This is a genomic window from Cobetia sp. 4B (assembly GCF_018831605.1).
GTDB classification, from domain to species: Bacteria; Pseudomonadota; Gammaproteobacteria; order Pseudomonadales; family Halomonadaceae; genus Cobetia; species Cobetia amphilecti.
Map to the genome: position 1 here is coordinate 12,477 of NZ_CP059843.1, position 24,640 is coordinate 37,116.

At 64.3% G+C, this 24,640-nt stretch carries 21 protein-coding genes and 1 other RNA gene; 13 read left to right on the top strand and 9 right to left on the bottom strand.

Translation table 11 applies throughout. From position 1 onward, the window contains the following. Positions 1-81: 81 nt before the first annotated feature. The 3 genes from rfaD to H2O77_RS00060 all read left to right on the top strand — a co-directional run bounded on the left by rfaD (position 82) and on the right by H2O77_RS00060 (position 3,098). On the top strand, positions 82-1,038 hold the full coding sequence (rfaD, locus tag H2O77_RS00050) for an ADP-glyceromanno-heptose 6-epimerase (protein ID WP_054556380.1): 957 nt from the start codon (positions 82-84) through the stop codon (positions 1,036-1,038). Between the two features lie 132 nt (positions 1,039-1,170). Further along, positions 1,171-2,190 carry a lipopolysaccharide heptosyltransferase II gene (gene waaF, locus H2O77_RS00055; protein WP_043331640.1) on the top strand — a complete coding sequence of 340 codons (1,020 nt, stop codon included), beginning with the start codon at positions 1,171-1,173 and terminating at the stop codon, positions 2,188-2,190. Further along, positions 2,187-3,098 carry a hypothetical protein gene (locus H2O77_RS00060; RefSeq protein ID WP_215823649.1) on the top strand — a complete coding sequence of 304 codons (912 nt, stop codon included), beginning with the start codon at positions 2,187-2,189 and terminating at the stop codon, positions 3,096-3,098. The genes waaF and H2O77_RS00060 overlap by 4 nt, the downstream gene beginning before the upstream one ends. A 165-nt stretch (positions 3,099-3,263) precedes the next feature. On the opposite strand, the gene H2O77_RS00065 is transcribed toward H2O77_RS00060, so the two are convergent. The 3 genes from H2O77_RS00065 to H2O77_RS00075 all read right to left on the bottom strand — a co-directional run bounded on the left by H2O77_RS00065 (position 3,264) and on the right by H2O77_RS00075 (position 6,237). Beyond that, the gene (locus H2O77_RS00065) at positions 3,264-4,397 is read right to left on the bottom strand and encodes a glycosyltransferase family 4 protein (RefSeq protein WP_215823650.1); all 1,134 of its coding nucleotides are present in this window, start codon (positions 4,395-4,397) and stop codon (positions 3,264-3,266) included. A gap of 2 nt (positions 4,398-4,399) precedes the next feature. Next, on the bottom strand, positions 4,400-5,245 hold the full coding sequence (locus tag H2O77_RS00070; RefSeq protein ID WP_107335753.1) for a glycosyltransferase family 2 protein: 846 nt from the start codon (positions 5,243-5,245) through the stop codon (positions 4,400-4,402). Between the two features lie 203 nt (positions 5,246-5,448). After that, entirely contained in the window at positions 5,449-6,237 is a 789-nt protein-coding gene (locus H2O77_RS00075) for a 3-deoxy-D-manno-octulosonic acid kinase (RefSeq protein ID WP_215823651.1), read from the bottom strand. On the opposite strand from H2O77_RS00075, the gene H2O77_RS00080 reads away from it, so the two are divergent. From H2O77_RS00080 to waaA, 3 genes are read left to right on the top strand one after another with little or no spacing between them, the layout of a single operon-like run. Further along, entirely contained in the window at positions 6,236-7,399 is a 1,164-nt protein-coding gene (locus H2O77_RS00080) for a glycosyltransferase family 9 protein (protein WP_213114357.1), read from the top strand. The genes H2O77_RS00075 and H2O77_RS00080 overlap by 2 nt on opposite strands. Next, positions 7,399-8,829 carry a bifunctional D-glycero-beta-D-manno-heptose-7-phosphate kinase/D-glycero-beta-D-manno-heptose 1-phosphate adenylyltransferase HldE gene (gene hldE, locus H2O77_RS00085; RefSeq protein ID WP_215823652.1) on the top strand — a complete coding sequence of 477 codons (1,431 nt, stop codon included), beginning with the start codon at positions 7,399-7,401 and terminating at the stop codon, positions 8,827-8,829. The genes H2O77_RS00080 and hldE overlap by 1 nt, the downstream gene beginning before the upstream one ends. A gap of 2 nt (positions 8,830-8,831) precedes the next feature. After that, positions 8,832-10,154, top strand: coding sequence for a lipid IV(A) 3-deoxy-D-manno-octulosonic acid transferase (gene waaA, locus H2O77_RS00090; protein WP_215823653.1), 1,323 nt, complete (start codon positions 8,832-8,834; stop codon positions 10,152-10,154). A gap of 135 nt (positions 10,155-10,289) precedes the next feature. Here waaA and H2O77_RS00095 read toward each other — a convergent pair whose 3' ends face one another. Beyond that, positions 10,290-11,066: a DeoR/GlpR family DNA-binding transcription regulator gene (locus tag H2O77_RS00095; RefSeq protein WP_054556386.1), complete on the bottom strand. Its 777-nt coding sequence runs from the start codon at positions 11,064-11,066 to the stop codon at positions 10,290-10,292. Between the two features lie 319 nt (positions 11,067-11,385). On the opposite strand from H2O77_RS00095, the gene H2O77_RS00100 reads away from it, so the two are divergent. Beyond that, entirely contained in the window at positions 11,386-12,654 is a 1,269-nt protein-coding gene (locus H2O77_RS00100; RefSeq protein ID WP_043331634.1) for a NupC/NupG family nucleoside CNT transporter, read from the top strand. Positions 12,655-13,003: 349 nt separating this feature from the next. Beyond that, positions 13,004-13,858: an outer membrane protein OmpK gene (locus H2O77_RS00105; RefSeq protein ID WP_215823654.1), complete on the top strand. Its 855-nt coding sequence runs from the start codon at positions 13,004-13,006 to the stop codon at positions 13,856-13,858. Positions 13,859-13,991: 133 nt separating this feature from the next. On the opposite strand, the gene H2O77_RS00110 is transcribed toward H2O77_RS00105, so the two are convergent. Both H2O77_RS00110 and rpiA read right to left on the bottom strand, forming a co-directional pair. After that, positions 13,992-14,711: a DUF3157 family protein gene (locus tag H2O77_RS00110; protein ID WP_215823655.1), complete on the bottom strand. Its 720-nt coding sequence runs from the start codon at positions 14,709-14,711 to the stop codon at positions 13,992-13,994. A 9-nt stretch (positions 14,712-14,720) separates the two neighbouring features. Continuing rightward, positions 14,721-15,392: a ribose-5-phosphate isomerase RpiA gene (gene rpiA / locus H2O77_RS00115; RefSeq protein ID WP_054556388.1), complete on the bottom strand. Its 672-nt coding sequence runs from the start codon at positions 15,390-15,392 to the stop codon at positions 14,721-14,723. 237 nt (positions 15,393-15,629) lie between these two features. On the opposite strand from rpiA, the gene ilvA reads away from it, so the two are divergent. Further along, positions 15,630-17,153 carry a threonine ammonia-lyase, biosynthetic gene (ilvA, locus tag H2O77_RS00120; RefSeq protein WP_276315247.1) on the top strand — a complete coding sequence of 508 codons (1,524 nt, stop codon included), beginning with the start codon at positions 15,630-15,632 and terminating at the stop codon, positions 17,151-17,153. 763 nt (positions 17,154-17,916) lie between these two features. On the opposite strand, the gene H2O77_RS00125 is transcribed toward ilvA, so the two are convergent. From H2O77_RS00125 to H2O77_RS00135, 3 genes are all read right to left on the bottom strand, one after another. Beyond that, positions 17,917-18,633 (bottom strand): 5-formyltetrahydrofolate cyclo-ligase, encoded by a 717-nt coding sequence (locus tag H2O77_RS00125; RefSeq protein ID WP_215823657.1) that lies wholly within the window; start codon positions 18,631-18,633, stop codon positions 17,917-17,919. Positions 18,634-18,655: 22 nt separating this feature from the next. Continuing rightward, positions 18,656-18,838: non-coding RNA, 6S RNA (gene ssrS / locus H2O77_RS00130), on the bottom strand. Between the two features lie 73 nt (positions 18,839-18,911). Next, positions 18,912-19,289 carry a cell division protein ZapA gene (locus H2O77_RS00135; protein ID WP_064503224.1) on the bottom strand — a complete coding sequence of 126 codons (378 nt, stop codon included), beginning with the start codon at positions 19,287-19,289 and terminating at the stop codon, positions 18,912-18,914. Between the two features lie 260 nt (positions 19,290-19,549). Between H2O77_RS00135 and H2O77_RS00140 the strand changes: the two genes are divergently transcribed. The 4 genes from H2O77_RS00140 to H2O77_RS00155 all read left to right on the top strand — a co-directional run bounded on the left by H2O77_RS00140 (position 19,550) and on the right by H2O77_RS00155 (position 24,453). After that, complete coding sequence (locus tag H2O77_RS00140) at positions 19,550-20,191, top strand: UPF0149 family protein (RefSeq protein ID WP_215823658.1); 642 nt, start codon at positions 19,550-19,552, stop codon at positions 20,189-20,191. 134 nt (positions 20,192-20,325) lie between these two features. Beyond that, positions 20,326-21,669 (top strand): Xaa-Pro aminopeptidase, encoded by a 1,344-nt coding sequence (pepP, locus tag H2O77_RS00145; protein WP_215823659.1) that lies wholly within the window; start codon positions 20,326-20,328, stop codon positions 21,667-21,669. 4 nt (positions 21,670-21,673) lie between these two features. Continuing rightward, entirely contained in the window at positions 21,674-22,936 is a 1,263-nt protein-coding gene (gene ubiH, locus H2O77_RS00150) for a 2-octaprenyl-6-methoxyphenyl hydroxylase (RefSeq protein WP_215823660.1), read from the top strand. A gap of 191 nt (positions 22,937-23,127) precedes the next feature. Beyond that, a complete protein-coding gene (locus tag H2O77_RS00155) occupies positions 23,128-24,453 on the top strand; it encodes a UbiH/UbiF/VisC/COQ6 family ubiquinone biosynthesis hydroxylase (protein ID WP_215823661.1) in 1,326 nt (441 codons plus the stop codon). Positions 24,454-24,640 lie beyond the last annotated feature (187 nt).

Below are 24,640 nucleotides of genomic sequence, written 5' to 3' on the forward strand. Positions count from 1 at the left end.
CGTGCCATTTCCAAATTCTGATGTGTCGCGTTACTGAACGCGCGCGTTGCCTACAAGCCTCTAGAGGCTCTGGGAGCTCAAATGATCGTCGTTACCGGAGGCGCCGGTTTCATCGGTGCCAATATCGTCAAGGCACTCAATGACCGCGGCCGTACCGATATCCTGGTGGTGGATGACCTGAGTGACGGCACCAAGTTCGTCAATCTGGCGGACCTGACCATCGCCGATTACCTCGACAAGGACGACTTCCTGATTCGCGTCCAGTCGAGCCTGATGGGCGAGTATGCCGAGTTGCCGAAGATCGAGGCGATCTTCCACGAAGGCGCCTGCTCGGACACCACCGAGTGGGACGGCCAGTTCATGCTCGAGAACAACTTCGAGTACTCCAAGGTGCTGCTCAACTTCTGCGAAGCGAACCAGATTCCCTTCCTCTACGCGAGCTCCGCGGCGACCTACGGCGACAGCCAGGTCTTCAAGGAAACGCCGGAGTTCGAAGGTCCGCTCAACGTCTACGGCTACTCCAAGCTGCTGTTCGATCAGCACGTGCGCCAGCGCTGGGACAGCCTGACCACCCAGGTCGTCGGCTTCCGCTATTTCAATGTCTACGGCCCGCGTGAGCAGCACAAGGGCAAGATGGCCAGCGTAGCCTATCACCATCACACCCAGGTGAAGGCGGGCGAGAACCCCAAGCTGTTCGGCGCCTACGATGGCTACGATGCCGGCATGCAGAGCCGTGACTTCGTCTATGTCGGTGATGTGGTCGACGTGAACCTGTGGTTCCTCGATCACCCGGAAGCCTCCGGCATCTTCAATCTGGGTACCGGTCGCGCCGAGCCGTTCAAGGCGATCGCCGAGACCGTCATCGAGTACTACGAGAAGGGCGAGATCGAGTACATCGACTTCCCGGAAAACCTCAAGGGCCGCTACCAGAGCTTCACGCGTGCCGATATCGGCAAGCTGCGCAAGGCCGGCTGCAACGTCGAATTCAAGACCGTTGCCCAGGGCACGCGCGCCTATCTCGAATGGCTGAATCGCTGAGTCCGAGCACGTGGGGAGTGAGCACGTGTGGACTGAGCGTGTGTGGATTGAGGGTGAGCGCCTGCCTCGCAAGGGCGATGGGGCAGGGCAAGCGCACCTGCAAGGAGGATTGGCCGTGAAGAGGAGCAAGGCATGAGTGAGCGCATTCTGGTGGTCGGGCCCAGCTGGGTCGGCGACATGGTGATGGCGCAGAGCCTGTTCATGACGCTGAAGCAGCGCTCGCCCGGCTGCCGGATCAGTGTGCTGGCGCCCGCCTGGTCGCAGCCGATCATCGAGCGCATGCCCGAGGTTGAGGAGGCACTGGCGTTGCCGGCAGGGCATGGTGACTTCGCCCTCAAGGCGCGCTGGCAGCTCGGGCGTTCGCTGCGTGGGCGCTTCGACCGCGCCATCGTGTTGCCGCGCTCGTGGAAGGCAGCGCTGGTGCCGTTCTTCGCGCGCATTCCGGTGCGCGTCGGCTTCACCGGTGAGCAGCGCTACGGCCTGCTCACCGAGTGCCGCAAGCTCGACAAGTCGGTGCTCGATCAGACCGTCAAGCGCTTCACGTCGCTGGGCCTGCCCGTTGAGGAGGCCAATCCGCCGGCGGGCATCCCGGAGCCCGCTCTGGTCACTGACAGCGCCAATCAGCTGCGCTTGCGCGGCGAGTTGGGGCTGGTGGCGCCGCCGGCACCCATCATCGGCATGATGCCCGGGGCGGAATATGGCCCGGCCAAGCAGTGGCCGCTGGCGCACTTTCGCGCGCTTGCCGAGTCATTGACCCGCCAGGGGGCCGAGGTGCGCATCTTCGGTGGCCCCAAGGATGTCGCGGCGGGGGAGGAGATCGCCCAGGGGCTTGCGGGCGTTCACAACCTGTGTGGCAAGACGCGGCTGGCGGATGCGGTGGACCTGATCGCCGAGTGTCGGGAAGTGGTCAGCAATGACTCCGGCCTGATGCATGTGGCGGCCGCGGTAGGGGCCCGTATCCAGGGCATCTACGGCTCCTCGTCGCCGCATTACACGCCGCCGCTGACGGCCAATCGCGAGATCCACTGGCTGGCGCTGGAGTGTTCACCCTGTTTCAAGCGCGTCTGCCCGCTGGGGCATACCAATTGCCTGAACCATATTGCTCCCGAGCGATTGTTGACGGCGATCTCGCTGGATGAGGATGCGCGGTGAACCTGCCGAGAAACCGTACGACGGATGATCTGATCCACCCGCGCATGCGTGGTGCCATGCAGCGTGCTCAGCGGATCGAGGCGCTGCGTGCCTGGTGCGAGCACCACCTGATACTGCCGTTCAGTCGTTGCTGGTTGATGCGCTGGAAGCGCCAGCGTGCACGCCATCAGTCCCTTGAGCGCCGTGGCCTGCCGCGTCATGCGCTGGAAGACGTGATGGGGCAGGAGGCGTTGACGGTCTGGGTCAATCCGCGTGAGCTGGTGCGCGACGTCAATTTCGGGCGTGACAAGCGCAACCGGCCATCCTCCAACGCCTTCATCTGGGACGGCGACTGGGACCTGCGGCGCGGCGCCTTCCGCTTCGGTTCACGCTCGCGGCTGATGCGGGACCTGATCGAGCATGGCGATGACCTGACGGTGACGGAGCGCTATCAGCACTTGAAGGCCTTGCTGGAATCGGGCAAGCCGTGGTCGTCGCCGCGTGATGGACTGTTGATGGACAGCGAAGAGCAGATCCTCGGCTATCTGCGCTGTTATCGCGGTTATCTGCAGGACATGGCCGGCAATGGCTTTCGTCAGGGGGTCACCAAGGACGAGATGGGTGTCGCGGTGACGCGTGAGGGTCGCCTGCTCAAGATCAACCGTGGTCTGCATCGTCTGGCCATGGCGCAACAGGTCGGTGTGCATAGCGTGCCCGTCGTCATCAAGGCGGTACATCGTGAGTTCTGGGGCAGGGTGACCGCTGGTGCCGAAGGCGATGAGGCCCTGCAGCGGCTGCAGGCTGCGCTGCGTGAGTGTCGCCCCGAAAGCGAACCAGGCCCGCTGGATCCCCGGACATATCCCGTGCTGGGTGTGGACGAAGGCTGGCCGGATCTGCGCGGCCTGGAGGACGCTGGTTCGCGCGCCTGAGTTGCTGACCTGCTGTTTGGAAAAACGAAAAAAAGCCCTGTTTCATTGTGATGTTTCACATGAAACAGGGCTTTTTTTCGTTCTTTAGCCGAACGATAGGTATCTGGACGATAGGTGCTTGTGGGCCAGGTACTGGGGCGATAAGTATCTGAGATGAAAGGCGGTCTAGCGTGCCAGCCGCTGATAAAGCTCCAGATAGGCCTCGCCCATGGCGCTGGGAGTGAAGCGTGCCAGATGCGCACGTGCCCCCGCGACCAGCCGCTCCCGACGTGGTGCATCAGTCGCGAGTGCCACGATGGCGGCAGCCAGTGCCTGTGCATCGCCGGTGGGCACCAGCACGCCGGTGCTGTCGTCATGCACGATATCGGGGATGCCATCCACATCGCTTGCGATGATCGGTACGCCGTGATCCATCACGTCGAGCAGAATCGAGCCGAGACCCTCGTTGCGCGACGGGAAGGCGAACAGATCGAAGGCTTCCAGATAGTCGCCGACATTGGTGTGGAAGCCTTCCCAGACCAGATTGTCGAGATCGGCACTTTCCGCCTTGAAGGCCGCCTCGTCCTCGCCGGCCCCCAGGCAGACGAACAGCAGCTGCGGGTGGCTGTCGCGCAGGCTGCGGGCCGCCTCGATCAGCACTCGCTGGCCCTTGTGGCGGTCCACCAGGGCGCCGACATGCCCGATGACAACACGATCTCCTGCGGGAGTATTGCCGAAGCGCTGGCGTAGCTCGGCCACGGCCTGCTTGTCGCTGGGCAGGTGGGCGAGGGTGCTGGGGATCAACGCTGTCTCACCCCATTGGCGCTCCCGCAGGTGAGATTCGATCACCGACGAAATCGCCACCCGGCAGGCGGCCGCGCGATAGGTCAGGCGATTGAACGGCTTGTCCTTCACCGGCTGGGGCACTCGGCGTGTCAGCAGGTAAGGCGTGCCGGTGAGGCGCTGATGCAGCCATGCCCAGTGCACGGCCTTGGCTTCGTGAGCATGCACGATATCGGCGCGGGGCTGGCCGAGGTGGCCCTTGAAGCGTCCGCTGATCTCGATCACGTCCACCGTGGCGGCAAGCTCGAGCGCCGCCAGTTCGCTGATCAAGGGCGAGCCCTGCAGACACACCAGTGACTGGCGGATCGACGCGCCGGCTTCGCCGTTCTCCCCCGGGCTTGCGCGTCGCGCCAGGTCCGCGATCAGGTTGAGCGTCTGGCGCTCCCCGCCGCGAAAGCCGCGTGCCAGATTGACATGGCGTACGTGAAGCGGGCGCGTCACACCTCGCGCGGCAGTCGGCTCACAGCTAGAGGTCATGGTCACCATACCTTGTTGAAATCTTCGGCCTCACGCACCTTGGCGTCGCGCTGGAATTCCAGCAGCTTGGCGTATTTCAGGTAGGCATTGACGCTGGCCGACAGCGCCACCGAGAAGCCATCGACGCCATCACGGAAGCCAGCCTGGAAGATGAACTTGCGCATGAAGGCATTACTGGCATGCAGGAAGGGAGTGAAGGCGTTGGCGCGCTTTCCCTTCTGATACATGATCTTGGCGGCGCGGTTCGAGAAACGGCCACTGGCCTTGACGAACAGTTCACCGAGATTGGCGAAGCTGTAATGCTCGAGATCGGCGTCCAGCTCGCAGGGATGGTTGGCCTGCACCGAGCTGTGCTGACGCGAATCGCGGAAGGCGAGTTTCTCGCGGTCATACAGGCGCAGGCAGTAATCGGGGTACCAGCCGGCATGTCGCACCCAGCGCGAGCCGATGAAGTTGCGACGGCGCAGCGCGAAGCCATCGTGAGGCGTGCTGTCGAGTGCCAGTTCCCGGATGGCGCTGACGGCACCGTCGGTCAGGCGCTCATCGGCATCCAAAGACAGCACCCAGCGGTGGCTGGCATGGCTCGGCCCGACATTCTTCTGCGGCCCGTCGCCCAGGTAGGGTTGATCGATCACCACGGCGCCCATGTTGCGCGCCAGCTCGCAGGTGGCATCGGTGGAGCCGGAATCGACCACGATCAGCTCATCGCAGACCTGGGCCAGCGAGCGCAGGCAGTCCTCGATGTTGTGGGCTTCATTGAGGGTGATGACACAGCCGGTGATGGGCACCGCGGTGCGCAGCTTGCCATCGGGTGAAGGGGCGGCCGAGGCCTCGTCGCTCGTGTTCATGACGGTCTCTGTCTGAAGAGCGCCTGCAGCACGACGGGGTGGGGCAGGCGCCGATGGGACTCAGTGGCAGGCTCGCCTGGGCGATGCGTCTGCCGACGATTCATGTCGCTATCGTACACTGCATGGTCACCGATGCCTTGCCGGGCGGTATTCTGAAGTGCCATTCGGGAAGCGCCATGCGTGAAGGATCAGTCTTGGTCGGCTCAAGCTTGATAGGCGCTGCGGATGCGGGCCAGGCACGCTGCATGATGTGTCGGGGTGAAGCGGGCCAACGAACGGCCCAGGCGGGAGAGATTGCTCTCGCGCCAGCGTGCATCCGTGGGAGCCTCGGCATGCAGCTGGCAGCGATCGAGATCGATCACGTAGACGCGTTCGCTTTCATCGATCAGCAGGTTGCGTGCGTTGAGGTCGACATGCTCGAGCCCGGCGTCATGCACGGCGCGAATGGCGTGACCTGTCGCGTCGAGCAGGCGAAGCAGAGCCTCGGGCAGCTCGGCCCCGTCAGGCAGGTGCTGTGCTTCGAGGGCGATCAGGTCATCGGCGAAGGCGCGTGCGCCGGGAATCAGCACCGTGATCAGGGCGGCCTCGTAGGTCAGGCCATGCCGCCACACGCAGGCACCGACGGGCTCTGGCACCGGCAGCCCCTGGCGATACAGGCGCTCCGTCAGGCGCAGTTCGGCGAAGGCGCGGGTGCGCTCAAGGCCGGTATAGAGGTAGCGCTGACTGGCGAGCTTCGCGATCAGGCCGCCGCGACGATAGGGGCGCAGTGCCCAGCGGCGAGCCGGTGTCGCGGTGGTATTGGCGGGTTGCAGTTCGGCGGGCAAACGACAGACATCGAGGAACAGACTCGCCCCGCGCCCCGGCGCTTCGCCGGTCACGGCGTCGTGTTCACGCCAGAACGATGGCATGAACCAGTCCGGCGTCATTTGTGGCGCTGTTTCGCCATCATATAGAATGTGGGCATTCTCATTTCGGAAAACTGCCATCCGCATGAAGCATCCTCTCCCTGCCCAGCCCGCACATATCTGCGTGCTCCGGCTCTCCGCTCTCGGCGATGTCTGCAATCTTGTGCCAACGGTACGCGCCTTGCAGCGTCAGTGGCCTGAGGCCCGCATTACCTGGATCGTCGGCAAGGGGGAGCACAGTCTACTGTCCGGCCTGACCGGGGTCGAGTTCGTGGTCTATGACAAGTCCACCGGTCTTGCGGGCATGCGCGCCATCTGGCGACAGCTCAAGGACACGCACTTCGATGTGCTGCTGCACATGCAGCAGGCACTGCGCGCCAGTGCGCTGTCGCTGGGTCTCAAGGCCAAGGTACGCATCGGTTACGACCGTGCGCGTGCCAAGGACTGGCAGTACCTCTTTACCTCCCATCAGCTGGCCCCGCGAGAGCGCGCCCACGTGCTGGAGTCGTTCATGGACTTCGCGCGTACGTTGGGTGTCGAGGACTGCCGCCTCGACTGGCGACTCGACGTGCCGTCCGAGGCCTACACCGAAGCCGCACGCGTCACCGGTGAGGCGCCGTATCTGATCATCAGCCCGTGTGCCAATCCGCGACTGCGCAACTTCCGCAACTGGTCGCCGGAAGGCTATGCGGCGGTCGTCGATCATGCCTGGCAACAGTATGGCATCCGCAGCGTGATGACCGGTGGTGGCAGCCCGCAGGAACGTGAAATGGGCGCGCGCATCAAGGCGCTGGTCAGCGAAGGCGCGGTCATCGATGCCATCGGTGGCACCTCGCTCAAGGGCCTGCTGGCGATGATCGATCGCGCCGTGGCCGTGATCGCGCCGGATTCCGGCCCGGTGCACATGGGCAATGCGCTCAACACGCCGGTGATCGGCCTGTACGCCACCACCAATCCCGAGCGTGCGGCGCCGTACTGCTGGCAGCATCTGGTGGTCAATCGCTATCCGGACGCCGTGAAGACCTATCTTCACAAGCAGATGGACGAGATCAACTGGGGTCAGCGCGTGCGCCATCAGGACGCCATGAGCCTGATTCGCGCCGAGGATGTCATCGCGCGCCTCGCTGAGCTGCTGGCGGACACCGATGGCGTCATTCGTGGCCAGAGCTGCGAACGTCTGCCGGTCGCGGCTGTCTCCTCTACGGATACCTCTTCTTCCCAATCCCCCTCTGCACGCGGAGACGCCTGATGAAGCTTGATCTGACTGCGCTTGAACAGGCTTGCCTGCTGGTCGTGGGTGATGTGATGCTCGACCGCTACTGGCACGGTGGCACCTCACGCATCTCGCCGGAAGCGCCGGTACCGGTGGTACGAGTCGGCGAGAGCGAAGACCGCCCCGGCGGTGCCGCCAACGTCGCGCTCAACATCGCCTCGCTCGGTGCACACGCCACCCTCGCGGGCGTCGTCGGTGAGGATGACAACGCCGCCATCCTCACCCGCGCGCTGGAAAACGCCAATGTCATCACGCGCTTCCAGGCCAGTGACAGCGTGCCGACCATCACCAAGCTGCGCGTGATGAGCCGCAATCAGCAGCTGCTGCGCCTCGATTTCGAGGAGCCGCTGCACGAGGTGGATACCAGCGCGCTGGTGAGCCAGGTCGAGGCCGAGCTGGGCGCCAGTGGCGTGATGATTCTCTCCGACTACGGCAAGGGCTCGCTGAATCAGGTCGAGGCGCTGATCGCCGCCGCGCGTGCGGCGGGCAAGCGTGTGCTGGTCGACCCCAAGGGCAGTGATTTCTCGCGCTATCGCGGCGCCAGCATCATCACCCCCAACCTGACCGAATTCGAGACCATCGTCGGGCCGTGCCGCAGCGATGAGGAACTGGCCGAGAAGGGCGAGGCACTGCGTGCCGAGCTCGAGCTGGAAGCCCTGCTGGTGACGCGCAGCGAGAAGGGCATGACCCTGATCCGCGAGGGCTATCAGCCGCTGCACCTGCCGACGCATGCGCGTGAGGTCTACGACGTCACCGGTGCCGGCGATACGGTGATCGGCGTGCTGGGCCTGGCGCTGGCGGCCGGTCACGCCTTCCCGGAAGCCGTGATGCTGGCCAACCTGGCCGCGGGTCTGGTGGTCGCCAAGCCGGGTACCGCGACCCTGTCGGTGGCGGAGCTCTACACCGCGCTGCACGGCGACAAGCTGGCAGAATTCGGCGTGATCCAAGAGTCCGCGCTCATCCCGGCAGTGAAGGCCGCCCAGGCACGCGGCGAGCGTGTGGTGATGACCAATGGCTGCTTCGACATCCTGCACGCCGGTCACGTGGCCTACCTGCAGGAAGCGGCACGCCACGGCGATCGCCTGATCGTGGCCGTCAATGACGACGACTCGGTGGCACGCCTCAAGGGGCCGACACGCCCGATCAACCCGGTGCTGCGCCGCATGCAGGTGCTGGCAGGCCTCGGTGCGGTCGCCTGGGTGGTGCCCTTCAGCGAAGACACCCCGGCACGCCTGATCGAGGCCGTGCTGCCGGATGTGCTGGTCAAGGGCGGCGACTATCGTCCCGAAGAGATTGCCGGGGGAGAGGCGGTTATCGCCAATGGCGGTGAAGTCCGCGTGCTCGGTTTCGAGGACGGCGTGTCCACCACCGCGATGATCGCCACCATTCTCGATCGCGAGGACTAGGCGTGAGCCTTGCCCGCGGCCTCTACAGCACCGCGCTGACCCTGTTGTCGCCCCTCATCTGGCAGCGGGTCTGGCGCGAGCACGATGCCCAGCACCCGCGCCTGGAGCGGCTGGGTATCATCCCCTCCACGCCGGGCACCACGCCCGACAGTGAGCGCCCCATCTGGCTGCACGCCGCCTCGCTGGGCGAGGTGGTGATGGTGGCGAGTCTTGTCGAGGCACTGCGTCAGCGCTACCCACGGCGCCCGCTGGTGCTGACGACCATGACAGCCACCGGCGCTGCGCAGGCCGCACGTCTGCTGCATACGCCGCAGGGCTCGTCAGGGCTTGCCCCGGCCCGTCACCATTACCTGCCGCTGGATTTCCCGCTGAGCGCGCGGCGCTTCGTGCGTCGGCTGCGTCCGGCGCTGGCGATCATGGTGGAAACCGAGCTGTGGCCCAACCTGATGGCAGCCTGCGCGCGGGATGACATTGCGCTGTGTGTCATCAATGGCCGCCTGTCACCACGCGCCTTCCAGCGCTATCGCAGGATCGGCGCCCTGATGCGCGACAGTCTTGCTCACGTCAGTGGTCTGTCGGCCAAGTCGCAGCAGGATCTGGAGCGTTTCATGGCGCTTGGCCTGCCGCCAGCGCGTGGCACGGCCGTCGGCTCGCTCAAGTTCGAACTGGACATTGCTGAACAAGTCATTTCCGATGGCCAGGCGCTGCGCCAGTCATTCGCGCAGCGGCCGGTATGGATCGCCGCCTCGACGCATGACGGCGAGGATGGCCAGATACTCGCGGCGCATGCCGCGGTGCGTGACCAGCATCCTCAGGCCTTGCTGCTGTTGGTGCCGCGCCATCCACAACGCTTCGAGGCAGTGGCCGCTCAGGCGGCGCAGTGGTGTCAGGCGCGCGGCGAGAGCAGCCTGCGGCGCAGTGCCATGTCAGAGAGCGGCACCGAGGTGGCTGGCGCCGTCTCGGTGCTGGTCGGTGACAGTCTCGGGGAATTGCTGACGCTGTATGCGGCCACTGATATCGCCTTCATTGGCGGCAGCCTGGTGCCCATCGGCGGGCACAACCTGCTCGAGCCCGCTGCGTTGGGGCTGCCACTGCTGAGTGGCCCATCGCTGGACAACTTCAGCGAGATCGCCGAGGTGATGGCCGCAGAAGGCGCGCTTCAGGTCGTCGCGGATGACGCGGCATTGGCCGAAGCGGTGAATGCGCTGTTCTCGGATCAGGCCGCGCAGCAGATGGCAGGCCAGGCGGCCAGCCAGGTCGTGGAGCGCAATCGTGGCGCGCTGAGTGGCACCTTGGCGATGCTCGAGCACCACCTGCCGCTGTGACGCCCCCGCGCACGCAAAGTGTGCATTGACTGTCTGGTCAGACAGAAAACGCCGCACAATCGTGCGGCGTTTTCTGTTTGTCAGTGGTCTGGCGCTGCGGGTGGCCTGACTCTTTCCAGCAAGGCAATCTGCAGCTCAGCAGTCGACAAGCTCGGCTGTCACGCCCATTTCTGCCTCCAGCGCCCCCAGGCAATCACGTGCGGCGGGGCTGGCATTGCTGATCACCACATCAAAGTCACTCAGCGGGGCGATGAAGGCGGGGCGCACCATCTCGAACTTGCGCGCATCGACGATCAAGAAGCGCTGCATCGCGCTTTCCAGAGCGGCCTGCTTGGCCGCGACCTCATGGAAATGGAAGCAGCTGACGCCTCGCTCGGCATGCACTCCGCCCGCCGAGAGAAAGGCCTTGTTGATGCCGAGGCGGCGGATGGCCTCCGGCATGTCGGTGGCGGTGAATGACTGGGTGGCCGGGTGAAAAAGACCCCCCAGCATCACCAGCCGCACCCCGGGCAGATGGCCGACCGCGTTGGCCACGTTCAGGGCGCAGGTCACCAGAGTCAGCGTCTGCTGGCGGTCGATGGCGGCCGCCAGATGGACCAGCGTGGTGCCGCAATCCACGTACAGGGTGTCGCCGTCCTCGATATGACTGGCCAGTTGCTGGCACAGCGCTTGCTTGATCGGGGCGCTGGCGTCGATCTCGCGATCCAGGCGATAGACGCTGCCGGCGGATGAATCGACCAGCAACAGGCGGCCACCCAGAATTTCCAGCAGTCCGTTGCTGTGCGCCACGTCGCGACGAATGGTCATCTCCGAGACGGCGCATAGCTGTGCGGCGTCGCTCAGTTGCAGAGGGCTGCCTTCGCGCAGAATGGCCTGCAGGCGGTCGAGTCGGGCGGCGCTGTGATTGTTCATGCGGCTTTTGTCCTTTGGTGCCGGTTCCGATGAGGGAGCGTTGGCGAAAAACTGGGCGGAAGCGCCACGTCCCACGTCAGAAGCAGATGATAAACCACTGACACACAGGGAGAACCTCAAAAATGCCCCTGACACTGCCAGTCTGGCACTGGAAGACAAGTGGGCGTGAGGTAAAACGGACGTATTGACTATTTGGTCAGGCTGTGACTTTTTGAACATGGTGAGAATGCAGGATAACACTGCACGACGTTGAGAACGGGTCGTCGCAGCCCTGCACGCAGCACCCATAACAACCACAAGAACCCTCAGGATCTTCCCAATGAATCCCCTCATGAGTCTCGTCGGGATGGCTTCGCTCATCCTCATTGCCGTGGCGCTGTCGTCGAATCGACGCGCCATTCGCCTGCGTACCGTGGGTGGTGCCTTTGCCATCCAGTTGGCCATCGGCGCCTTCGTGCTCTACACCTCCTTCGGCCAGGGAGTGCTGGCCGGTGTCTCCGGTGCCGTCAGTCAGGTGGTCAACTATGCCGATCAGGGCATCAACTTCCTGTTTGGCAGCCTGGCCAATCCGGGCAGTGGTGTCGGCTTCATCTTCGCGGTCAAGGTGTTGCCGATCATCATCTTCTTCTCGTCGCTGATCGCGGTGCTCTACTACCTCGGCATCATGCAGTGGGTGATTCGCCTGCTGGGTGGCGGCCTGCAGCGTGTGCTGGGCACGTCGCGTACCGAGTCGCTCTCGGCCACGGCCAACATCTTCGTCGGTCAGACCGAGGCGCCGCTGGTGGTCAAGCCGTATCTGGCCAGCATGACGCGCTCCGAGCTGTTCGCGGTGATGTGCGGTGGCCTGGCCTCCGTCGCCGGTTCGGTGCTGGGCGGCTATGCGGCGCTGGGCATTCCGATGGAGTACCTGGTGGCGGCATCCTTCATGGCAGCGCCCGGCGGGCTGCTGTTCGCCAAGCTGCTGTTCCCGGAGACGGAGAAGCCGGACGACTCGATCGCCCTCGCCGATGCTGCCCTCAAGGATGATGATGCGCCCTCCAATGTGCTGGACGCTGCGGCCTCCGGTGCGTCTTCCGGCCTCAAGCTGGCGGCCAATGTCGGGGCGATGCTGCTGGCCTTCATCGCGCTGATCGGCCTGATCAACGGCATTCTCGGCGGCGTGGGTGGCTGGTTCGGCATGGACACGCTGAGTCTCGACATGATTCTCGGCTGGTTGTTCGCGCCGCTGGCCTTCCTGCTGGGCGTGCCGTGGAGCGAGGCGACCCTGGCGGGTTCCTTCATCGGCCAGAAGCTGGTGGTGAATGAGTTCGTCGCCTACATCAATCTGGCGCCCTACCTCAGCGGTGACAGCATCGTCGCGGCCACCGGCGCGGTGATGACGCCCTACACCATGGCAGTGCTGTCCTTCGCGCTGTGCGGCTTCGCCAATCTGTCGTCGATCGCCATTCTGCTGGGGGGGCTGGGCAGCCTGGCACCGACACGCCGTCATGAGATCGCAAGCCTGGGGCTCAAGGCGGTACTTGCCGGCACGCTGTCCAATCTGATGTCGGCGGCGATTGCCGGTTTCTTCCTGGCGCTGGCGGCCTGATGCATTCCTCGCTCTCCGCCCGGTCAGTCGACGGGAGCCATCCTGCCGGCATGCGCCGGGCGGCAAGCGAGGAAACATCGGGACGTCATCTCGGGGAAGCCGAGGGTGACAAGGTGCCTGGCGAGAGTGTGAAAAGGTTCACATTGTCGTCGAAGGCACGTTGATCACCCCCGAAATGTCGCTCTGTCGTTTTTGCGAGGAAGTGCTAACATCGCCGCCTTTCCAGACTGGGCCCCGTGCGAGTTTCACTCCCGCGCCTTCGTCGGACTTCATAGCGACAAGACCCGCTCAGCGGGCAAGACCACAAGAATTCGAACAGTCTCAACATTCAGGACAGGATCGTTACGCGATGACCATGCTCAAGACCCTCGCGGCCAGCACTCTGGCTGCCACCACGCTGCTGACCGCTGCAGCACCGGCGCAGGCTACTGACTTCAATGGCGATATCCACGCCAATGATTACAAGTGGCTGACCTTCAACCTGATGCGCAGTGAAGACAACCGCCTGCCGTTCCGCAACAGCGAAGATACCTACCTGGAAATGGAGTTCGGTGGCCGTTCGGGCATCGTCGATCTCTACGGGTATGTCGACTTCTTCGACATCCTCGATGACAGTTCCGATGATCTGCACGATGGCGACAACTTCTTCGCCAAGCTGGCACCGCGCTTCTCGCTGGACGCCATGACCGGTTACGACCTGTCCTTCGGTCCGGTGGATGAGCTCTACATCGCCACCGTCACCAACATCGGTGACAACGGCGCATTCGGCGGTCTGTGGGAGCACTACGTCGGCCTGGGCAGCGATGTGCAGGTGCCGTGGTTCGGCAAGATGGGCTTCAACCTCTACGCGCGTTACGTGCGTGAGAACTACGGCGGCGAAGACGAGAGCAAGTGGGACGGCTACATGGCCTCCACCAACTGGTTCAAGCCGTTCGTCAACTTCGATGATGGCAGCTTCATCGCCTATCAGGGCTACCTGGACTACAAGTTCGATGCCGACGAAGTGGGCAGCCAGGCGGGCCGCAGCGTCAACAGCATGGAGTGGTTCAACGGTATCTACTACCACACCCAGCGCTATGCGATCGGCTATGGCCTGAAGTACTACAACAACATGGCGTTCTTCACCGATGGCTCCACTGCCACCGGCGTTCGCCAGGACACCACCGGCTTCGGCAACTACTTCAGCATCAACTACAAGTTCTGATCACCGCTTCGCTCTCGCTGAGCGACCGGCGCTAAAACAGAAACGGGAAGCCCCTCAGGGCTTCCCGTTTTTCGTCTGGCTGCTGTGGCATCTGACGCCTGAAATCCGGCATCCGGCATCCGGCATCTGATGATCAGCGGAACTCCACCTCGGTGACTTCCACGCGCACCAGCTGGCGTGTCCACTCACCCTCCGGCAGCGAGACGCGTACCTCGCGGCTATCGCGTGTCTGTCCGGGGCGCAGGTAGGTCTGGGGCAGGCGATATTCCCCGACCCACAACGGCACCTCACGCGTCGCGAGCAGATGGCCATCATCGGCATACAGACGCAGTCTGGCCTGCACGCCGATGACACTCTGGCCGGCCGTGTTGTCGAGGCTGAACTGCAGAAGCGCCTCGTCATCTTCTTCGCTCACCGAGGACAGACGCGCGACCAGACCATCGCGGTGGCCTTCACTCAACAGCCGCGGATTGGCCAGCGCGCTGCGGTTGAGGCGTGACGCGCTGTCAGGCGCTGCGTTGCTGGCACTGGCAGAGGCTGCACCGGCTGATGGTGAGGTCGAGTCGCCAGCCGGAGCGACCGCCGCCGTCACCGGCACGGCCGTCGAGGTCGGCACCAGCGCGCTGCCAGCCTTCACTGAGGGCTGTGTGGCCGGGACGGAAGCGGCCTGCACCTCATCCAGCTGATATTCCCAGCTGTGGTCCGGCTTGAGCAGGATCTTGACGCCACTGTCGAGCGTCACGGTGACTGGCTGGCTGATCGGCAGGCTATCGGCCAGCGCCAGCGGACTTGCGCTGGCTGCCAGCAGCAGTGCGGTCGCCAGGCGCAGTCGTGGGCGCAGATTCATCGTCATGCCAGCTCCTCAGGCAGTGATGCGTTCGACGCCACTTTCGCGTCCCACCAGCAGCACATCGGCACCGCGTGCCGCGAACAGACCGTTGGTGACGACACCGACGATGGCATTGATGCGCGCTTCCATGGCGATCGGGTCCTCGATCAGGAAGTTGTAGCAATCGAGGATGCGGTTGCCGTTGTCGGTCAGCACGCCATCGCGGTAGACCGGGTCGGCACCCAGCTTGACCAGCTCACGCGCGACATAGGAGCGCGCCATCGGGATGACCTCCACCGGCAGCGGGAAGCCGCCGAGAATATCCACCTGCTTGGAGCCATCGGCGATGCACACGAAGCGCTCGGCGCAGGCCGCGACGATCTTCTCGCGGGTCAGCGCGGCGCCGCCGCCCTTGATCATCGCCAGGCGCGGGTCGATCTCGTCGGCACCGTCCACGTAGACCGGCACGGTGCCGACATGGTTGAGTTCGAAGACGTCGATGCCATGGCCCTTGAGGCGCTCGGCAGTGGCTTCGGAGCTGGCGACGGCGCCGGCGAAGTCGTGACGCACTTCCGCCAGCGCATCGATGAACAGATTGGCCGTCGAGCCGGTGCCGACGCCGATGATGGTGTCGCGGCTCAGCAGTGGGCGAATCTCGTCAAGGGCGGCGCGGGCCACGGCCTGCTTCAGCTCATCCTGGGTCATGTGATACCTCGGGTCGGTGGGGCGGTGGTGAATGTGGGCATTGGCGCAGTCTTCCCCGCGTGGCCAGCAGTTTACCGCCGACAGGCACTGGAAAACGGCTTGACGTGAAGCGCAACGCCGGAAAACGCCACATTATAACGGCAAACCCGGCGATGGCGCTGGACGCTCTCGCCAGCGGTCTGATAACAATGGGGGTTCGGTCGCGCTCATGCGGCCCGCGCTGTGACACATCAGGACATTCCTATAATGCTCGAACATTACGTCAAGAAAATCCTGTCGGCTCGTGTCTACGAAGCCGCCCATGAAACTCCGCTCTCGCCGGCACCCTTGTTGTCGCGTCGTTTCGGCAATCACATCTTCATCAAGCGTGAAGACCTGCAGCCTGTCTATTCCTTCAAGATTCGCGGCGCCTACAACAAGATGGCCCAGCTGACGGATGAACAGAAGGCGTGTGGCGTGATTGCGGCCTCGGCCGGCAATCATGCGCAGGGCCTGGCGATGGCGGCCAAGCTGATGGGCGTCAAGGCAGTGATCGTGATGCCGCGCATTACGCCGGAAATCAAGGTGCAGGCCGTGCGCGAGCGCGGCGCGCGGGTGATTCTCAAGGGCGACGCCTTCCCCGAGGCGCTGGCCCACGCGCGTACCCTGATGGACGAGCACGACTATACCTTCATCCCGCCCTATGACGACCCGGATGTCATTGCCGGTCAGGGCACCGTCGGCATGGAAATCCTGCGTCAGCACCCCGGCAAGATCGATGCGATCTTCGTGCCGGTCGGGGGTGGTGGCCTGATCGCCGGTGTCGCAGCCTACGTGAAGTACCTGCGCCCCGAGATTCGCGTCATCGGGGTCGAGGCGGAAGATGCCGCCTGCCTCAAGGCAGCGATGGAAGCCGGTGAGCGCGTGGTGCTGGACCAGGTCGGCGTGTTCGCCGAGGGTGTGGCGGTCGCGCAGATCGGCGCGGCACCGTTCGAGCTCATCCAGCACACCGTCGATGAGGTCATCACCGTCAATACCGACGAGATGTGTGCAGCGGTCAAGGATATCTTCGAGGATACGCGCGCCGTCTCCGAAACCAGTGGCGCACTGTCACTGGCGGGCCTCAAGAAATACGTCCAGCAGTCAGGCGCGGAAGGGGAGACGCTGGTGTGCATCAACTCCGGTGCCAACACCAACTTCGATCGCCTGCAGCACATTGCCGAGCGCACCGAGCTGGGCGAGCAGCGTGAGGCGATTCTGGCCGTGACGCTGCCGGAGCGCCCGGGGGCCTACAAGCAGTTCTGCAAGGTGATCGGCAAGCGCATGGTCACCGAGTTCAACTATCGCTATGCCAACCCGGAGGAAGCGCATGTCTTCGTCGGCGTGCAGGTCAAGCCGGGCGGTGAAGACCGCGCCGCTGTGGTCGAGAAGCTGCGTGAGGCGGGCTATGCGGTGGAAGACCTGACCGACAACGAACTGGCCAAGCTGCACACGCGTCATCTGGTCGGTGGGCGCACGACCAGCGATCTCGAGGAAGAGGTCTATCGTTTCGAGTTTCCGGAGCGCCCGGGTGCCCTGATGAATTTCCTCACCCACCTGCCGGCGGACTGGAACATCTCGCTGTTCCACTACCGTAACCACGGCGCGTCGCATGGGCGGGTGTTGATCGGCATGCAGATCCCCAATGGCGACCGCGCGCGGGTCGAGGAATATTTCAATGAGATCGGCTATCGCTTCTGGAAAGAGAGCGACAATCCCGCTTATCGCCTGTTTCTGTCCTGAGTGAGACAAGGGGTGGGGCGATGATGACTATATGAGTCATTTGCGTTGAAGGCGGCGAGCTGAGGCGCAGCTCATCATGTTTCATTGGTCATATTCGTGGATAGAAAAGCCCCGGCCTTCGCGTGGAAGGTCGGGGCTTTTTCATGCGTATCCGGCGGGCATGCCGCAGGAAATTCCACATTTCATGCCGAGCGCGAAAAAGAACGGTGTTTTTGACGAAAACCCTTGTCGGCTGGGGCGACCAGACATCAAAAGCTGCGTGGAAAAGCGTCCATTCAAACGATTGCATGGTGATTGTCATACAGAAGTCAGATGCCTATCATCTGGTCACTGTCAGGAAGACAGTCATCGACAACCGTCACGCGAAAGCCACTGACGATATAAGAAGAAGCCCGCTCTCATGAAACGTAAGCCCGATCTGGTCATGGCCCTGGTATTCATCTTCGGGATTGGTGTAGTGGCAACCGGCTACGCCCAGACCGTAATGGGTTCCTGAATCCTGCGCTGCTGCCCTCACCGGCGGTAGCGGTGCTGCTGGCGTCAGTCTCTCTGGCGCCACGCACCCATGCCATGACCCTCCTGCCAAGCTTTCCAGCGTTTCTGCTCCCAGCTTTCCAGCTCCCCGACTCCCCCCCTCAGCTTGACCCCTCGTCTGGCTTCACTGCGTTGCTGCTTCGCCTCCTCACCGATAGCCCCTTTCTGCCTGCTTTCACCCTCGACATCTCGCGGTCGTGCCATCGATCTCGTCATAAAGCCCAGCGCCTCATTCAGGGCGGGCTGGGCGCACGACTTCGCGATCACTGATGATGGCGTCCAGCGGGACATCCCAGGACTGTACCGGCAGGGCGGGGACTTTCTGACAGTGGTGGGCGAGGCCGATCAACAGTGGTCGGGGGCCGGGACGGCGGGTAAAGGCGAAGCTGCGATCGTAGAAGCCACCACCCATGCCGATGCGAGCCCCGCGCCCATCGAAGCCGACCAGTGGCATCAAGACGACATCCAGCGCCCAGGCAGGCAGGCGCCGCGCCCTGGAAGCACCGTGACGGGTGTCCGGTTCGGCGATGCCGAAGCGGTTGCTGACCAGGGGTGTCTGATCGTCGTAGCGCACGAACCATAGCGAATTGGCCGCGAACGGACGCAGTACCGGCAGATAGACCTTCGCTCCCCGTCGCTGCAGCCAATCGCACAGGCGCGTGGCATCTATCTCGCCATCGTAGGGCAGATACAGGGCGATGTGACGGGCGCGCAACAGTTCCGGCAGCCGTTTCAGCTGACGCAGGAGCGCATCTTCGGCTTGCAGGCGAATGGCAGGTGGTAGCTGACGGCGGCGTTGGCGCAGCAGACGGCGAAGCGCACGGCGGTCGGCCTGAGGGTGATCGAGCTCGCTGGGCAGTGCCCAGAGCGTGGTATCGAGTGCTGCAGAAGGGAGTGGCGAGCGTGGGCTCGCGGGTGCGGCATAGACCGCGGGGGGCTTGCGCATGCCTGACAATCTCCGTCAGACAGGGTTCTCCAAGGTGCCGGTGTTACCGGGGGCCCTTGAACCCAGCGGTTCAAGGTGGGTAGTCCCGCGCAGCGCATCAGGCGTTCCGACGCACGGACATGCACACAGCACTGCGCAGTGGACTCCCTGGGAATAGCTTATAAGCTCGAGGGACATCGGCAACTGTCGTACACCCCAGAGAACTCATTCAGTCTACCAAACCCCGCCTGCCTGCCCAAGGGCTAATCCTGTCGGGAACAATCTGTTGCCTGAATGTATCAGTTGTTTGATTCTGAAGCGTTTTTACGCTCAGCAGCGCGTGCCTTCGCCTGATCGGCATAGTCGGCTGGCAGCTGACTGAGCGCGGCATCCAGTTGACGGTCCAGCGCGGTGAGGCGAGTCTCGAAGTCGCGCTGCAGGGCGCGCTCGCTGTCACGGCTGTTGATCAACTCATGCGAGATATTGAGCGCTGCCATCAGGGCGACCTTGTCGGCGCTGATGGTGTTGCCGCGCTGCTGGATGCCTTGCATGGCGAGATCCAGATAAGCCGCCGCACGGGTCAGGCCATCTTCCTCGCCGGGCTGACAGCTGACGGTATAGCTGCGGCCGAGCAGGCTGATCTCGGTGGTATTGCGTGGGGTGGCGGAATCGCTCATGTAGATCCTCTCGGGCCTTGTCCGGCGTCATCCAGATTGATGCCGACGTCCTGCTGTCAGTGCGTCACCGTCGCAGTCAGGACGGCAAGCCAGAAGGAGGGCCAGTGCGGTAAGATGGGGGCATTCTCGAGCCACTATAGAGAGCCGCTTCTGGAGGGTCAACGCGCCGCGCGGCGCGGCTGCCTTGTGCTGCAGCACATCCTTCAGATGCCATTCTCCCGCTACAGAACCACTTCTCACTGACTCAATGGGGCCGCATCATGGCGATCATCAACGATACCTTCGACTTCTCGCTCGTCGCAGACCACTTCCTGGCTCACGGCAGCCTCAACAATCCCTCCTTCCTCGATGGTCAGCTGGTGGCCGCACTGGCGCTGGATGACATCAGTGCCGAGGATTGGCTGGCGCGCGTCTGCGCCTCGCTGGGGGTCGAGCAGCCGGCCACGCGTGAAGCCGGTGAAGCCTTCCTCACCTGGCGCACGCGCAATCAGGAGCGTCTGGCCGCCAGCGAGATGAGCTTCGAGCCGCTGCTGCCGGATGACATGTTCTCGCTGGCCGAACGTGGTCAGAGCCTGCGCGAATGGACGCTGGGCTTCCAGGAAGAGCTGGCCGGTGCCGATGACGATGTCCGTAGTGGCTGGAGTCAGGCGCTCAAGGATGCGCTGAGCGATGTCGAAGCCATCTCGAGCGGCCTCGCCAATGCCGAAGACCTCGACGACGACAACGCCGAGGACGAGGCCGATCTGTTCGCGCTGGCTGACCATGTGCGCATGGCGGCCTTGCTGCTGTATACCGAGCAGCACCCGGGCAACCCGGACGTCGAGAAGCCCAGCGATGACCAGCTGCCGGAAGGCGGTCTCGAGGGCAGCCTCGGCGTCAGCTCACGTACCGATACCCACTGAATCGATGGTCACCCACCGCTTGCGCCGCGTCTGACGCAAGGCTGGTACAAGAGGGCGGGTGGCCCCATCTACAGCATCACGCCTGTTTGTCACTCGAACGCGCCATGCCCGGCGGGTTCTCGACGGAGATTGCCATGACTGCCCCAGCCATCCTGCCCGCACCTGCTGCCCTGACGGCAGAGGATTTTCGTGCACGCCGCCAGCGCCTGATCGCGCAGCTGCCGCAGGGGGCTGCCGCATTGGTGGTCTCGTCGGGCCTGGCCCAGCGCAACCGCGACAGTGAATACAGCTTCCGTCAGAACAGCGACTTCCACTATCTGACCGGCTGGCCGGAACCCGAGGCCGCCTTGCTGTTGCTGCCCGGGCGCGCCGAAGGGGAGAGCGTGCTGTTCTGTCAGGAGAAGGACCCGCTGGCCGAAGCCTGGACCGGCATCCGCATCGGTGCCGAGGGTGCCGTCGCCACGGCAGGCTTCGATCAGGCCTTCACCAATGAGGCCCGTGATGAAGTGATGGCCAGCCTGCTGGATGGCCGCGAGCGTCTCTATGTGCTGTTCGAGGATGATGAAGGCCTGGCGCTGGCTCAAGCGCTGCGCGATGAGCTGGCCGCCGCGGTGCGTCGCGGAGCACGGCCGCCGGCCGCCTTCGAGGATCTCGCGCCGCTGCTGCATGAGCAGCGCCTGATCAAGGATGAGCGTGAACTGGCACTGATGCGTCACGCCGCCGAGATTTCCGCGCGCGCGCATGTGCGTGCGATGCAGATCAGCCGTCCCGGCCTGCACGAGTATCATCTGCAGGCCGAGATCGAGCATGAGTTCCAGTGGCAGGGCGCGCCGGCTCCGGCCTACACCAGCATCGTCGGAGCGGGTGTGAATGCCTGTGTGCTGCACTACATCGAGAATCGCGCGCCGCTGGAGGATGGTCAGCTGGTGCTGATCGATGCCGGCGCCGAGTACGCCCTGTATGCCGGCGACATCACGCGTACCTTCCCGGTCAATGGCCGCTTCAGTGAGCCGCAGCGCCGTCTGTACGAGATCGTGCTCAAGGCGCAGGAGCGCGCGGTGGCCGCCGTGGTGCCGGGTGCAACGTTGGTGGGTATTCACCAACAGGTCGTGCATGACCTGACCACGGGGCTGGTCGAGCTGGGCCTGTTGCAGGGGGAGGTCGAGGAATTGATCAGCAGCGATGCCTACCGTCGCTTCTATCTGCACTCCACCTCGCACTGGCTGGGGCTGGATGTGCACGATGTGGGCAGCTATCGCGAAGCGGGTGAGCCGCGTCCGCTGGTGCCGGGCATGGTGCTGACCATCGAGCCGGGCCTCTACATTCCGCAGGACGGCGACATTCCCGTCGAATATCGCGGCATCGGCATTCGCATCGAGGACGACGTCGCGGTGACTGCCGCGGGCCACGAGGTGTTGAGTCATGGCGTGCCCAAGTCCGTCGAGGCCATCGAGGCGCTGATGCGCGCGGAGGCCTGACGCCATGAGTGAGCCTGAAGCCATGAGCGGGCGTGATGCCGAACACTTCGACATCGTGATCATCGGCGGCGGCCTGGTGGGCGCCAGCCTGGCCTGTGCGCTGGCGCCCCTGATGGCGCGTGTGGCCGACGAGAAGGGCCGTGAGGCCGCAGCGTTGCGTGTCGCCGTGATCGAGGCCAATGAGCTGCCCGCGGCGACGGCAGACGCCCGGCGCTTTCAGCCCAGTTTCGATGCACGTGCCAGCGCCATCGCGGCGGGCTCACGCCAGCGGTTCACCGCCTTCGGGGTCTGGGAGGCGATGTGCGAGCACGCCACGCCGATTCGCACCATCCATGTCAGTGAGCGCGGCCACCTGGGGGCGACACGCATGCGGGCCTCCGAGCTTGAGGTAGCCGCGCTCGGCCATGTGATTCCCAATGCCTGGATGGGCCAGGTACTGCATCGCCAGCTGGCCGAGCTGCCGCTGGCCTGGTATTGCCCGGCGCGGGTGGCAGAAATCGCTGTCACGGCGCAAGGCCATCGCCTCACGCTGGAGGATGGCCGTCTGATCGAGGCTGAGCTGACCGTGCTGGCGGATGGCGGTCGTTCCGGGCTCAAGGAGCGTCTCGGTATCCACAGTGCGGCGCAGGACTATGAGCAGCATGCCTTGATCGCCACGGTGGAGATGAGCCAGCCTCACCAGGGAGTCGCCTACGAGCGCTTCACCAGCGAAGGCCCGATGGCGCTGCTGCCGCTGGCCGGCAAGCGCATGGAGCTGGTGTGGACGCGCTCGCCCGCTGACACGGAAAGCCTGATGACGCTGCCCGACAGCGACTTCCTGCAGGCGCTGCAGCGCGCCTTCGGTGAACGCGCAGGACGCTTTCGCCGCGTCGGGCAACGCCACGCCTATCCGCTGTCGTTGGTGCGTGCCAGCGAAGGCACGCGCCCCGGCCTTGCGGTGCTCGGCAACGCCGCCCACGCCCTGCACCCGGTGGCAGGGCAGGGCTTCAACCTGGCGCTGCGCGGCGTGACCGATCTGGTCGCGGCCATCGAGGCGGGCCTGACGCGTGGCGAGTCGCCGGGGGCCACCAGCGTGCTGAGTGACTTCGAGGAGCGGCGCGGTGCGGATCGCGACAATGTGGTGCTGTTCAGCGATGGCTTGATCCGCCTGTTCGGGGTCGAGAGTCGCTGGCTGGGGCATGCACGGGCAGCGGGCCTGATCGGGCTCAATCTGGTCTCGCCGCTCAAGCGCCTGTTGGCCAGACGCTCGATGGGCATTGAACGCTGAGATTTGTAGGCACTCACTGACTTGGCTCGTGGGCAGAGCCTCGCAGGCAGGGCGTCACTGACAGGGCCTCACTGACAGCGCCTTGGTGTCGAGCCACGAGCCGGAGCTTCGAAATCAGGGCACGAGATTGGTCTTCGAGATCAGGCTACGAGACAGAAGCAAGAGACTGAACTACGAGACAGGGAGCAGGCATGAAGGACGGTCGATCAGCAGGTAGCGCACATGACGCCGATGTCGCCATCGTCGGTGCCGGTATCGTCGGTGCCACCCTGGCGCTGCTGCTGGGGCAGGTGGGACTGCAGGTCATGCTGGTCGAGGGGCGTGAGTCCGCGACCCGCTGGCAACCTGATAGCGCCCCCGAGCCACGGGTGAGTGCATTGACGCCGGTCTCTCAGCAGCTGCTGAGCGGTCTGGGTGTGTGGCCGACGATCGCCGCCAGTCGCCTGATGCCCTATACCGGCATGCAGGTGTGGGACGCGGAGGGCAATGGCGAGATCCAGTTCAGTGCCGAGGACAGCGGTGTGCCGGTGCTGGGGCATATCGTCGAGAACCGGGTCACGCTCGCCGCGCTGGAGCAGGCCATCGATGCCTGCCCGGCGATCACGCGCTGCTTCGGGGCGCGTGTGGCAGGCATGGCACTGCCACGCTCAGGCGCTACATCGGTAGTGAATGCTTACCAACTCGATGAGGCAGAAGCGACCAGCCTGACGCTGACCGATGGCCGGACAGTCACCGCGGCGCTGGTGGTCGCGGCGGATGGTGCGCGCTCACGGCTGCGCGAGCTGGCCGGGATCGCCACGCGGGAACACGACACCGGCCAGGTCGCGCTGGTGGCCACGGTGCGCACCGAACTCGCGCATCAGGCCGTCGCGCGTCAGCGCTTCCTGCCGACCGGGCCGCTGGCCTTCCTGCCGATGGCCGTCAATGACGCCCTGGCTCAGCCGGCCGAGGGAGCCTCGGCTGCAGAGCGGCATTGCTCCATCGTGTGGTCGACCACGCCAGAGGAGGCCGAGCGGCTGTTGGCACTGTCACCGGCGGCCTTCTGTAGTGAGCTGGAAGACGCCTTTGAAGGTCAGCTGGGCGCCATCGAATGGGCGAGTGAGCGCTTCAGTTTCCCGCTGCATCAGCGCCACGCCGAAGACTATGTGCTGCCGGGGCTGGCGCTGGTGGGGGATGCTGCGCATGCCATTCACCCGCTGGCAGGCCAGGGCGTCAATCTGGGCTTGATGGATGTGGCGGTGTTGGCAGACGAGCTGCTGGCAGGACATCGCCGCGGGGTGGCGCTCGGCGACGAGCGCTGGCTGGCGCGCTATCGCCGCCGGCGTCGCAGCGACAATGCCATGATGCTCAAGATGATGGATGGCTTCCGGCTGTTGTTCGGCAGCCGTCAGCCGGGCGTGCGGCTGCTGCGCAACTTCGGGCTTGGTTTCGTCGACGGCCAGGGCGAGTTGAAGCGCATCCTGATGCGTCAGGCGATGGGGCAGCGGGGTGAGTTGCCCGCCAGCTGCAAGCCGTAACAAGAGTGAAGGTGCTGTAATGCCTGATCTAACGGGTATGTGAGCGCCCACTATCATTGCTTGGGCGCAGGTGGTCACAGGATGGCCGATCGCTGCCACACAGCGCTATATGTCTCCATACAAGTGCGCATGTCATGCCCCCTGCAACGACAAGGCCCCGCCAGATGGCGGGGCCTTGTCGTTGTGG